Origin of the sequence: Rhodohalobacter mucosus, from assembly GCF_003150675.1 — a bacterium.
GTDB lineage: Bacteria > Bacteroidota > Rhodothermia > Balneolales > Balneolaceae > Rhodohalobacter > Rhodohalobacter mucosus.
Genome location: NZ_QGGB01000005.1, coordinates 445,034 through 457,205 on the forward strand (window position 1 = coordinate 445,034; position 12,172 = coordinate 457,205).

Genomic DNA, 12,172 nt, shown 5'->3' on the forward strand with positions numbered 1-12,172 from the left:
TAAATCCGCTTTCTTACAGATCAATCCCGAACCTCAAAATCTGTTCGCGGCTTTGCTCAATGCTGTCGGGCAGTGCAAGGCGTCCGTTTGTGATAATATCCACTTCGGCGCCCAGTAATCCGGCCAAATCGGTTTCATCCAGCTCAAAATAGACATTTTGGAGTATGGTAATACGGCTTACGTTGAAGCTGAGATCCGAAATTTTCTCCTGAACGCGATTTCTCAAATTGTTTATCTGAGAGGTGATGGCCTGAGCCTGCTGCATTTTTGCTGATTGACGCGCTTCCCTGAGATCCTCTTCCAGGGAACCGATTCTGTCTTCCAGCCCGTTCAGGTCATTCATGTCCCAGCGCAGATCTTCCATCAGCTCAGCAGCAATGAAATCGGCCAGATCCACGGCCCGTTCTGTTTCATTAACTTTCATATATCGATATGCATACAGTACGGCAACGGTCCAGTCATGCTCAATTTTTCTGAATGGAATATTGTCTTCGCCAAACCTTAACCAGTAGGCTGCCTGTTCTGTATTGCCTTCTTGCATGTAGGCATCAGCCAGCTGGGTAAAACCGTAACGATAGTTTCCGAGCATCCGCCGCACATTTTCGTCAAAGTAGACATCCGGATTATTCCACTCATTGAACTCAAATTTACTCATCCGCTCTGCGTGAATATCGGGATCCACATAGCCGAAAGGTCCTGTTTGCCGTTTTTTGGGAACGACGCGGAATGTTTTGCCCTCAAACTGAAAGTAATCTTCAAGGCCAACCTGCCCCGAACGTGAAACGGTATTTGCAAAGTAGATCGGCCTGATCCACATGTTGTTCTCCAATAGATGGAGGATCATCTTATCCTGTGTCTGCAGGTAATACCTGGGATTGCCCTGGCTGTCGCGTCCTGCAAACCGTCCTTCCAGGTAAAAGCGCACTTCATTGTCGAGAGAATCTACGGGCATGGAGTAGGGAGTGGCCATCCGAAGCTGGTTGTATGTCATCTCATTCATATCCAGATTGCCTTCAGAGCTCAGAGTGGTGTAGAACGTACTCGTTGAGTCTTCAAGCTGATCGGGTGTTGCTTCAAATACGGACCGAAGCAGCTCTTTATCGACGGGCACTACAATGTCTCCGGGTTCATGCAGTTCCAGGGACGAGGTCATGGTTTCGATCTCATCATCCGTAAGGTCGATTGCGACGGGCAGCGCCTCATGCGTACTTTGATCCCGCAGCTGTTTAATGTACCAGTCTGTATTCAGTAGACTCAGATTAACCACGCGCACGTCCGTCCTGATCCCCTCTACCTCCTGTATGTACCAGAGAGGAAATGTATCGTTATCCCCGTTTGTGAATACAATAGCGTTTTCCTCGAGCGACATCAGCAGGTTGTAAGCGTAGTCGCGCGGCACATAATTATTGCTGCGGTCGTGGGCAGGCCAGTTCTGCACGGCCATCCAGAATGGAACCGCAAGGAACAGGAGCAGACTGGTGGCATAAGCCGAGGGTACATTTTTTCCGGAGAACTTCTTCAGGTAATCGATGATGGCCGTTATTCCGATTCCAACCCAGATAGAGAATGCAAAAAAGGATCCTACATACGCATAATCCCTCTCCCTGGGCTCAAATGGAGTCTGATTCAGATAAATCACGATTGCAAGGCCGGTCAGGATGAATAGAGCGGTAACGGCGGTTGCCCTCGGCCAGTCTTTTCTGAAATGGTAGATGAGTCCAAACAATCCCAGTAAAAAAGGCAGAAAATAGTAGGGGGTATTGGCCGGATTATCTGCATGCCTTGTATCCCCGAATCCGGCGTACCATCCGGTGTCCTGAATATCCGCATCCCGGCCGATGAAATTCCAGTTCAGATACCGCAGATACATGTGATTGATCTGATACGTCAGAAAATAATCCAGATCAGAGCTGAATCTTGAGTAGTAATCCAAATGATTTGGTTGGGCGGAGTGACGCCGGGGGAAAAGAACTTCTGTAGTACGGTCGATGGAACCGGTTCGGTTATTGTAGGAATTCCCCTGGAAGAGCGGCGACTGTCCGTACTGATCGCGGCTGAGGTAGCTTACAAAAGATTCGGTGGTAGACGGGTCGTTCTGATCGATAGGGGGGGATGCCTGCGAACGGATCAGTACCAGCGCGTAGCTTGAGTACCCGATAACAATCATCATATAGCAAAGCATCACAATGTTGGCTATTCTCATGCCCTTTTTCTGGGTGTAGTAAACCCCGAATAAAACAGCCAGCACAATCAGCATAACAAAGGTGACAGGACCAATAAGCCCATAGGTGATATTCCCGATCCGTCCCGCCATGTCCGGGATCAGAATAATGGTGACCGGGTAGATGGAAAGAAAGGCCGCCACGGAGATCCCGCCCATCGCCAGAAAGGATGAAAGGGAGAATTCGTATTTCTTAAAATAGATAATGAGTGCAATGAAGAAAATGGCCAGCAGGTTCAGCAGGTGGACACCGATACCGATGCCGAACAGGTATGCAATCAGTACCAGCCAGCGCTCGGAATAGGGTTCATCGTGATTGGCCGACCATCTCAGGGTCATCCAGACGACCAGGGCGGTAAAGAACATGGATGATGCATACATTTCGGCTTCTACGGCGTTGAACCACTGTGTATGTGTAACGGTGAACATGCATGCTGCAATAAGTCCGCCCGAGTACATTCCGATAAGATCCATGATGTCCATTTCATCAGCGCTTCCCCGCCACTCCTGAATCAGGCGCACAATGATGAGATAGAGAAGCATCACGGCAAATGCAGACGCTGTAACGCTGATCATATTGATGCTTAAAGCAACATATTCGGAGGGAACAAACATGGAAACGACACGGCCTACAAGAGCAAAGAATGGGGACCCTGGAGGGTGTGCAACCTGCAGCGTATGGGCTACAGCAATATATTCAGCCGGATCCCAGAACGATGTGGTTGGTGCAACGGTGAACGCATAAATAATAAAAGCATATGCAAAACTGAGAAGAGCAAAAAAGATATTTCGCGATTTATGCTGTGCGAATACTGAGGTTAAATCCATGTAAAAATGTTGCAGTTTCGTTTCAGATTCACGGTATCAGGCTCCATACCGGCATTTACCACTGTCAGAGCCCCTAACGAGTATAAATCGGTGAATATTTTTTGAAATTCACCATAAGTCGCCAAGATACCGATTCACCCTATGATTACACAATTAAAACAGGCCCGAACTGCATTGAGAAACGGTTAAAATCCATCAAATAGCGGCAATTAGATAAATTCAGCCTTGCCTGTAAAGTGAAAAATGGTTATCAACAGCCTGAACAAAACTCAGTAAGACAGTGGTAAAAAAAATTGACATGCCGGATAAAGTAACAAGTACTGAACGCTTCAGTACCAAATGGGGACTCATATTAAGTGTGCTGGGTATTGCGGTTGGTACCGGCAATATCTGGAGATTTCCCAGAATAGCGGCAGAGAATGGCGGAGAAACGGGCGCAGGAGCCTTTTTAATCGCCTGGGTTACTTTTCTTTTTATCTGGTCGATACCGCTCATTATAGCGGAGTACGGTATCGGCAGGAACGGCCGAAAAGGTGTTATCGGGTCGTTCATTAAAATGACCAGTGAAAAGTTTGCCTGGATGGGCTCGTTTATCGGCTTTGTTGCCACAGCCATTATGTTTTACTACAGTGTGGTTGCCGGCTGGTGTCTCTACTACCTTATCGAATCTGTTTTTTCAACACTGCCGGAGAACGTCGAACAGGCGAACATGGTGTGGGAAGGATTCCAGGGATCGATGCTTCCATCCGTTTTTCACCTGATCATGATTACCTGCGGCGGACTGATAATCATAAAAGGCGTAAAAAGCATTGAACGAATCAATCTGATTTTGATTCCATCGCTTCTGCTGGTGCTTGTTATTTCACTCATTAAAGCGCTCACCCTTCCCGGTAGCTCAGCGGGCATTGTCTATCTTTTTACACCCGACTGGGCAACGCTGAAGGAACCCGGTCTGTGGCTCGAAGCTTTGACACAAAACGCATGGGATACAGGTGCCGCCTGGGGTTTGATCCTCACCTATGGTGCGTACATGCGCAAAAAGGATGATATTGCGATCAGCGCATTTCAGACAGGAATCGGGAACAATATGGTGTCGCTGATGGCGGCGGTTATCATTTTCTCCACGGTGTTTGGTACACTTGGGGGCATGAATATGAGCGATGGGCAGATTCTGGATGTGATGCGCGATTCGGGCCCTGCTTCAACGGGGCTGACCTTTATGTGGATGCCACAGCTATTTCAGGAAATGGCTGGCGGTAAAATCTTTGCCATTCTATTCTTTTTGGGACTCACGTTTGCGGCCTTCAGTTCTCTTATTTCCATGATTGAGCTTGCCACAAAAGTTTTTGTTGATATGGGAATAACCAGAAAAAAAGCGACCATAGCTGTATGCACGGCCGGTTTTATGTTTGGTCTTCCATCTGCGGTTTCACTCGATTTCTTTGCCAATCAGGATTTTGTGTGGGGCGTAGGCCTGATGGCATCGGGCGGACTTATCTCTTTTGCCGTTATTCAGTTTGGTGCCGACAAATTCAGAAATACGCTGGTCAACAACGAGGAGAGCCGGTTCAAACTTGGCCGGTGGTGGGTTTTTATCATCAAATATGTGGTGCCCGTACAGGTAATCACGCTTCTGGCATGGTGGATTTATCTGAGTGCCACCAGTTTTGCTCCCGATACCTGGTATAATCCGTTAAGCCCGTTTTCGGTTGCTACGGTACTCGTTCAGTGGGGTATTGTGGTTGTTCTCTTTAAAATTTACAACCGCAGAATCGCTCAGAAAACAATTCTGAATTGATTTCCGGGGAGTGAAGGCACTTGGTAGCGATCATATGCGTCCGCACAGTTACCGGTATGGCTGTCAGGAGAAAGAAGGGATTCCTAGGTTTTGGACTCTATTCTTTTCAGCGTCTCGTTCATCTCCCTTAGAAGGCTGACCATTTCGTCGGGTGCATTCGACTGCGGAAACGATGAGGAAGATCCCGCCGCCGCGAGTGCGCGGCTGTCTTTATCCGTAATCTCATCCCGCTGGTCCAGCACCATTTCGCGAAATTCCCTGGCAGAGATAATTCCTATCAGAGACATATCCGTGACGCCCTGGGCGGCATTTCCGGCTGTTTCAATCATGATTCTGCTCAAGCCCAGATAACGCAGTATGGGGCCTTCCTTAAAGGTAAGGTCCTGAATTTTGTCGAGGGGTATGGTTTTCTCGGTTGTAAACCATAAACCTTTTTTAAAATGTAGAGACCGGGTGGTAAGCTTGCATTCCAGGTTCTCAAAATAGCGGTTTACGTAAATTCTACCCAATATGAGCCAAAACGGGATCAGAATAATCCCAACAACCGTAGCCAGCATCACAATTGCAGCAGAGAGCAATACGTAGGTTTTGAGCCGCTCATCAAATTTTGCCTCATGAAGCAGTTGTGCGCGTTGTCGTGAAGTTTGAGAACCCTTTTCCATCATACCCTCTGTTTTTTTGAATTCCGGATTTGTACACGAAAAGTATACAAAATCGGGTGATAATATGTTCAGGAACCTGGATCGGGTATGAGCCTGCCACCCCGAACGGTTGCCCCAATCACGATTGCAGAGCTGATAATGATGAAGTTTTTAAAAATGTACTGCCCTTCAATGGTAAGGCCGAATGGTATCCGGGTAAATACGATATCCGGGAAAAGGACAATCGGACTAAGTGTGCCCGCCATCTGGAACAATAGGAGAAGAATGGTGAGCCTGAGCTGCCGTCCGTAGAGCATTAAAAGCCCGATGAATACTTCAAATACAGCCAGTGCAATAAGGGCTGCACCGGATGGCACCGTTCCAAAGGTGAGGACTTCAATCGTTGAAACTGCCAGCTGCTCTGCGGGGCTCAGTCCGGGAAAGAATTTGAGCGCACCGAACCAGATATAGAGTATCCCGATACTATAACGAAGAAAGCGAATGCCGTACCGGGCCATCCAGTTTGTAATAAGCGGATCCAGAAAGGCAAAAAGCTTCATTGCCCTGAAGCGTTAAAATAACTTCCCATCATTGCGTCCGGTTGTTTATTCCGACTCTTCTTTCGGTATGAATTTCAGTGCAGCGGAGTTCATGCAGTATCGCAGGCCTGTGGGTTCTGGTCCGTCTTCAAAAACATGCCCCAGGTGGGATTCGCAGCGGCTGCAGATTGTTTCCGTCCGTGTCATGAAAAAGCTGTTATCCTCTTTTTCACCCACTGCCTCTTCCCGGATAGGTGCATAAAAGCTGGGCCAACCGCTCCGGCTGTTATACTTCGTCTCCGAATGGAAAAGCGGCTGTCCGCATGCTTTGCATACATATACGCCCTCCTCGTAGTGGCTGTTGTATTTATTGGCCCAGGGAATTTCGGTGCCTTTTTTTCTAAGTATCCTGAACTCCTCTGATGTGAGAAGTTCTCTCCACTCTTCTTCGGTTCGCGTCACTTTTTTATCGTTCGACGTATCTGCCATAGCAATTTCGTAGGTTAAATGATCCAGATGACTGTGCTGATCCTGAGTCTCAAATGCTGCTTCAGAAGCGGGAATATCGGGAGTTTCAGCTTCATTGGCTGCACATGCTGTCAGTAATCCAAAAATCAGTGTTGTAAGTATCGTTTTCATAGGATTGTTATGTTTACAGGTATAACCAAACCAATCTGATTATCATTCTTGAACTGTTACAAATGAAAAACAACCAGAAGCGTCAATGCAGTGCTATAGTGTAAACAGGATTCCGACAAAAATATTCTGTGAATCAATGCCGGGATTTGTTTCTCCCGTATTGCCATTCGAAAGATGCTTCAGCTTGTAGCCGCCTTGAAGCGCCATGTTCTCGCCTGCCTGATACCGATAACCTATTCCAGCAGCCAGCATATAATTAAACCTTGTACCGGTAACTGTGGGAAATACCCTGTCGAACACCAGAAAGCCGGCTGAAGCAGTTAAAAATAGGCCGCTGGTTTTTTTTGAGAGCGGAATATCAAAATTGGCTGGGATTAACCCCAGTCCGAACACATTCTCTCTTGGCCCGTTTGCTCCGTCAATTGGATAGCGGATCCAGCTCGACACAATCAGGTCGGTTGAGATACGTACCGGCACCTTTCCCAGGGTCACTTTTGTGTGCTGGTAGGATAGCATGATCTGAGACTGACGAGTATTTCGCACTTTACCCCAGGCTTTGAAGGAGTTGGGCGAATAATTTCCGGTTATACCGAAAGCAGGCCGGAACAGCTCTTCCGGCGAACTCTGACCTTCCTGAGTTTGTGCGCTTGTTTTAACCGAAAAAAGAAATGTAATGATAATCAGGCAGCAAAAATGAACAGCACACTTCAAAATCACACTAATTTTGATTCTTTGAGTGCACGTACCAGGCAACAGCCCATATGTAAACCCAGAAGGCTGCCGTTACGTAAAACTGTCCGGTTATCAGAAATGCGATATTCAGGAAGTGCAGCAGATGATACACCCAAACCGGAGCATCAGAGACCTTTTTTTTGGTAATGGCTCTGAAGTTAGAGCTTAAGAGTGTAAACGTACGGGCCAGGGCCATCAGGCCGGTATATATAAAGACGATATATTCCAGATGATAGTCTGACTCAAAAAAGACAACGAATGCAATGACCAGGGTGGCCAGGATATCAACTGCCGATTGTTTTAGCCAATGCATAGGAGAGAGGGGAGAGCGGGAAAAAGAAAAGGCACCGGGGGTGCCTTTACAGGATTATTGAATTTCAATGACTTCCTTAGCCTGAAGTCCTTTATCACCTTCTGCAATAGTGAACTCCACTTTCTGACCTTCCGTCAGTTTTCGAAATCCATCAGATTGAATTTCTGAGTAGTGAACAAATACGTCTTCACCACCATCTCTTGTGATAAAACCGTACCCTTTACCATTGTGAAACCATTTTACAGTTCCAACTTCTCGAGTTTCCATATGTCAATCCCAACTTAGTTCCCATTGATAGTTATAACAGCTTGATCCATGAATGAATCATCACCATCGTGGGCTAAAATACTTTGTTCGGACCTTTTAAGCAATAAACATTGAAAAACTGGCCTCATAGTACATCAACCTGATCTATGTAAACAATCTGATTGTGATCTAACCTCTTGTTTTGTTTGGAAAAAGATGACTTCCAGAACAGGTCGGCACGATCATTAATGTCTACGATATATCCGCTGATTGTGACAAGGTGCCCCTCGCGAATTTCAGCCAGCTTGTTTTTTATCTCTTCATTGGCCGGAACGGCATGCATAAAAAGAATCTGCTGTCTGATCTCGTTTAAGGTAAGGGGAGGACGAATGACTTCTACTTTGAAGTCGCGTTCATTAATCGGAGTTTGCACCTGGCTCAGGATTCGTTCATCCGACATGTCGCCCCATCCCAATACAAAATCGAAAGGCGCAAGCTGGTTTTTCTCGTCAAGCCAGTATGTTCGCTGCGACAATACACGGGATGTAGCCTCAATTTTATAACTTGGCTTCAGCGTGTAATGCTGCATCTCTATACCATTGTGACGAACCACCTGAACGACAGATGGACGGTCGGGAGCGATTACGCCGGGACCGTGTTTAACGGGTCTCTGGTCCCACATAAAGTAGGAAACCAGTACCACCAAAATGAGAGAAATATGTTTTAACATGACTACCACACATTAGATTACCCTTGAATTTACCCTGCTTACCAAATAAAGAAGAGGTCAGAAGTAAGTTGTTACAAAAAAAGCTAAGTGTGGTTTAAATTTTTCTCAGGAACCCCTCCTGCAGATTAGAATCTGTTTATTGATTGTATTGTTCTTAAAGCAGGTTTAACTGTATTCCGATTGAAAAACTGCGGTCGCTGCCGGGTTCATAAAACCTGCCTCCGAAGGCGTTAACCGCAACCGAACCGTTATAGCGCTTGTCAAACAGGTTGTTCACTGAAATAAAGGGAGAGAAAGAGAATGTATCTGACACTCCATCGGCGCTGTACGACCATCTTAAATGAAAAAGGCTGTAAGGATCGTTCGTGGCGCTGTTTGCACTGTTCACGCTGTATCTGCCAACCCATTCGTTGTCAAGGCTGAATGCATGATTACCGGGTCTGACGGTGAGACTTGCTCCGAAACGGAAATTGGCAACACCCGGTACGTCATTACCGTCGAATTGGCCTTCGTTGAACTGCGCTTCCAGTAAATTAACCATTACCCTGGCTGAAATATGACGGGAAGGTTGATAGTAAACAGCAGATTCAAGGCCATAGTGAAGGGTGCTGCCTTCATTTCTAAAATAGGTTGGTCCGTCGTCTGCAAGCTGAAAAGGCACAATCAGGTCATTAACGCGCATTCCAAAAAATGTAAGGTCATAGCTGAACGCGTTCGTTTGGCCTCTGATACCGTTTTCAATGCTGACCGTGCGTTCAGGATCCAGGTTTTGATTGAAACCGCCACTGCCGTTGGGACGATTCACGAGCTCGACAGTTGTCGGACTCTCAAACGCGGTGCTGAAATTGGCAAATATCTGTCCTCCCTGAAACAGGAATGATAATCCGATACTCGGATTAAGTGCCAGAAATGAGCGGTCGCCTTCCAGTTCTGCTTCAAGTGTGCGATCCGCGCGAAATGTGAGCCTATCGAACCGCAATCCTGCAGAAACCCTGAACTGATCTAAAATGGGAATTCCGGCTCTGAAAAATAGAGCTTGGTTGAGTACAATTTCATTTTGGTCAACTTCAACCGCCCCGGCCGGGCTTGTTTCCAGTCGGTCATCATCCTGAAATTTCAGCTCTGCTCCTGCATGCAGGTCAAATGCAAGGTCCTGAAACTCATATGAGGTTCTTAAACCGCCTGCACGGCGGTCAAGGCTTATCACTCCGAAGGGCAGAGGGTTGCTGACGTCACGGTAGGTTCCGTGCAATGTGATATCGAGGAGCCCCGAACTGAAGCTTTTAAGCCAGCTGGCGGATGCCATCAGCTGATCGAACTCCTTGCCAGCTGAACTCTCAACAAAATTCTGGCGGGCAGTTGTGGGCGAGTTCTCCGCATCCTCCTTGGTCAGTGACCCGGGACTTTGCGCTTTGGGCATTCCGGCATAGGCAACCCTGAAACTTAGTGTACTGATAGGTGAAATAAAATAGTCGTTACCCAGGCTTGCGCGAAACATTCGTGCAGCGCTGTGATTTCTGTAACCTTCGGTTTCAAAGTAAGTTGCATATCCAAAAAGGCGGTTAGAATTGGTGGCTGCATTCAGCTGAAGATCCTGTTTCAGTGTATAGTGAGATCCACCATAGGAACGATACTGAAACAAGGGAGCATCCGCCTGCGGTTTTGTGGAGAGATAGAGTACTCCGCCGCTTGAATTACCCCAGAATGTGGAAGACGGCCCGCGGAGAAGCTCAATTCGTTTAACAACCGATGGATCTGCCATGTTCATGATAGTTTGGCCATCAGCCACCGTTAACGGCATATCATCAAGAAGCACCTGCACCCCCCGTACCCCAAACTGGGACCTCCATCCCAGTCCGCGGATTGTCATACGTTCGCCCAGGGCATAATTTTCGCGGTTGCTGATAAAAACACCCGGCAAAGTGAAGGCAAGCTCATCCATCGTTTCTGCCGGACGCGATGCCAACTCATGGCCGCCCCTGATGTAGTAACTTAAAGAGAGCGGGGCCTCAGAAACGCTGATGGAGGAGTAGGCAGCCTCTACTTTTATTTCGTCAAGCTCAACCCTGAGTGAATCTTCTGCAACTACCTGTGCGTACACAAAGTGTGGCACACAAAGAATTGTAAGAAAAGCGAGCGCGGCTGAGAGCTGAACAAGTGATTGTCTGAAACCATTTTTCATAGTGAGTCGGAATCTTTAAACTGTTAGGGTATAAGCAGGTGATTACGTAATGGTGAAATTTAAAGAATCGTTTGGACATATCTTCTTTTTACATTTTGAGTGGATTGCACTGGCGGGGATGCTGATCGCGGTAGTGACCATCGATCCAGACTCGGCAGCAGGCTTTTGCCTGATTGAGTGGACAGGAGTTGAACATTGTCCCGGAGAGGGCATAGGCAGATCCATGTCGAGTGCGATGAGAGGCGATTTTGTCAGATCCTTTCAGCTTCACCCGGCTGGAATTCCAGCTATAATTATCCTTACGATACGTATTGGAAGTATTTTTAACAGGAACAGTAAAATGAATAACAATAAGGAGTACCATGAAAATATTTGAATACCTGCCCGAGCTGGAGGGGGAAGAGGCCCTGTATATCCGGGAACTTATGGAACAAATGCACTCAGACAGCAGGGAGACGTTTGCTAAAATATACCGTGCAAGGCGTAAAGACCCCATTTTAATGCTCTTCTTGGCACTTATCGGCCTTTTTGGAATAGCGGGCATCCATCGGTTTATGGCAGGCCAGATCGGTATGGGAATTCTTTATGTATTCACTGCAGGACTCTGTGTTGTAGGTACGATCGTGGATATGATCAACTATAAGAATTTTGCGTTTGAGTACAATCGCAATGTAGCACTGGATATTGTTCAAGAATTGAATCTCTGACACCGATGATTGACAGACAAACCTCTGAAGAGTTGCTGAATGAATGGATTGAGTCTGAAAATCTGCGTCACCACTCCCGGATGGTAGCCATGGCGATGGAAGCCTATGCCAGGGAACTGGGAAAAGACGCCTCCGAAACGGATGTATGGTGGACCGCAGGCTTGCTTCATGATCTGGACTGGGAGAAGTATCCGGACGAACACCCCAATAAGGCTACGGATGAAATACTGGCTGAACGCGGGTACCCCGACATCATTCTGGATGCTATAAGGGCGCATGCGCCGGAGCGGACAGGCCGCTACCCGGAAACCGAAATTGAGCGGTATCTTTTCGCTTGTGATGAACTTTCGGGTTTCATGAATGCCGTTGCATTGATGCGTCCCAATGGGTTTTCTGATATGAAGGTCAAATCTGTAAAAAAGAAACTGAAGGATAAGCGTTTCGCCGAAAACGTGCCCCGTGATGATATCAAAAAAGGTGCTGAATTGATCAAATCCGAATTGAGCGATCATATACAGTTTCTGATAAATGTGTTTCGGGAGCTTTGACTGCAACCTTATCGGGGGTTCAGCGTAACAGCTACTATGCCGGTTTAA

13 protein-coding genes are annotated in these 12,172 nt (G+C 47.1%); 4 read left to right on the forward strand and 9 right to left on the reverse strand.

From position 1 onward, the window contains the following. Positions 1–13: 13 nt before the first annotated feature. Positions 14–3,049 carry a glycosyltransferase family 117 protein gene (locus DDZ15_RS07460; RefSeq protein ID WP_109646443.1) on the reverse strand — a complete coding sequence of 1,012 codons (3,036 nt, stop codon included), beginning with the start codon at positions 3,047–3,049 and terminating at the stop codon, positions 14–16. Between the two features lie 280 nt (positions 3,050–3,329). Here DDZ15_RS07460 and DDZ15_RS07465 point away from each other — a divergent pair, with 280 nt between their 5' ends. Then, positions 3,330–4,847: a sodium-dependent transporter gene (locus tag DDZ15_RS07465; protein ID WP_242978925.1), complete on the forward strand. Its 1,518-nt coding sequence runs from the start codon at positions 3,330–3,332 to the stop codon at positions 4,845–4,847. Positions 4,848–4,930: 83 nt separating this feature from the next. Here DDZ15_RS07465 and DDZ15_RS07470 read toward each other — a convergent pair whose 3' ends face one another. From DDZ15_RS07470 to DDZ15_RS07505, 8 genes are all read right to left on the reverse strand, one after another. Beyond that, the gene (locus DDZ15_RS07470; RefSeq protein WP_242978927.1) at positions 4,931–5,512 is read right to left on the reverse strand and encodes a PH domain-containing protein; all 582 of its coding nucleotides are present in this window, start codon (positions 5,510–5,512) and stop codon (positions 4,931–4,933) included. A gap of 65 nt (positions 5,513–5,577) precedes the next feature. Then, a complete protein-coding gene (locus DDZ15_RS07475) occupies positions 5,578–6,048 on the reverse strand; it encodes a DoxX family membrane protein (RefSeq protein WP_109646444.1) in 471 nt (156 codons plus the stop codon). A 45-nt stretch (positions 6,049–6,093) separates the two neighbouring features. Further along, entirely contained in the window at positions 6,094–6,666 is a 573-nt protein-coding gene (gene msrB / locus DDZ15_RS07480; RefSeq protein ID WP_242978930.1) for a peptide-methionine (R)-S-oxide reductase MsrB, read from the reverse strand. Positions 6,667–6,759: 93 nt separating this feature from the next. Further along, a complete protein-coding gene (locus DDZ15_RS07485) occupies positions 6,760–7,383 on the reverse strand; it encodes an acyloxyacyl hydrolase (protein ID WP_109646445.1) in 624 nt (207 codons plus the stop codon). A 1-nt stretch (position 7,384) separates the two neighbouring features. After that, a complete protein-coding gene (locus tag DDZ15_RS07490) occupies positions 7,385–7,711 on the reverse strand; it encodes a hypothetical protein (protein ID WP_109646446.1) in 327 nt (108 codons plus the stop codon). A gap of 54 nt (positions 7,712–7,765) precedes the next feature. Further along, complete coding sequence (locus DDZ15_RS07495) at positions 7,766–7,978, reverse strand: cold-shock protein (protein ID WP_109646447.1); 213 nt, start codon at positions 7,976–7,978, stop codon at positions 7,766–7,768. Between the two features lie 124 nt (positions 7,979–8,102). Further along, positions 8,103–8,687 carry a hypothetical protein gene (locus tag DDZ15_RS07500; protein WP_109646448.1) on the reverse strand — a complete coding sequence of 195 codons (585 nt, stop codon included), beginning with the start codon at positions 8,685–8,687 and terminating at the stop codon, positions 8,103–8,105. Positions 8,688–8,841: 154 nt separating this feature from the next. Continuing rightward, positions 8,842–10,869 (reverse strand): TonB-dependent receptor family protein, encoded by a 2,028-nt coding sequence (locus DDZ15_RS07505; protein ID WP_109646449.1) that lies wholly within the window; start codon positions 10,867–10,869, stop codon positions 8,842–8,844. 49 nt (positions 10,870–10,918) lie between these two features. Here DDZ15_RS07505 and DDZ15_RS07510 point away from each other — a divergent pair, with 49 nt between their 5' ends. Genes DDZ15_RS07510 through DDZ15_RS07520 form a run of 3 tightly spaced genes read left to right on the forward strand, consistent with a single transcriptional unit; the run spans position 10,919 to position 12,124 of the window. Further along, positions 10,919–11,245, forward strand: a complete 327-nt coding sequence (locus DDZ15_RS07510; RefSeq protein ID WP_109646450.1) for a DUF2752 domain-containing protein — start codon at positions 10,919–10,921, stop codon at positions 11,243–11,245. Continuing rightward, a complete protein-coding gene (locus DDZ15_RS07515; protein ID WP_109646451.1) occupies positions 11,232–11,576 on the forward strand; it encodes a TM2 domain-containing protein in 345 nt (114 codons plus the stop codon). The genes DDZ15_RS07510 and DDZ15_RS07515 overlap by 14 nt, the downstream gene beginning before the upstream one ends. A gap of 5 nt (positions 11,577–11,581) precedes the next feature. After that, a complete protein-coding gene (locus DDZ15_RS07520) occupies positions 11,582–12,124 on the forward strand; it encodes an HD domain-containing protein (RefSeq protein WP_109646452.1) in 543 nt (180 codons plus the stop codon). Positions 12,125–12,172 lie beyond the last annotated feature (48 nt).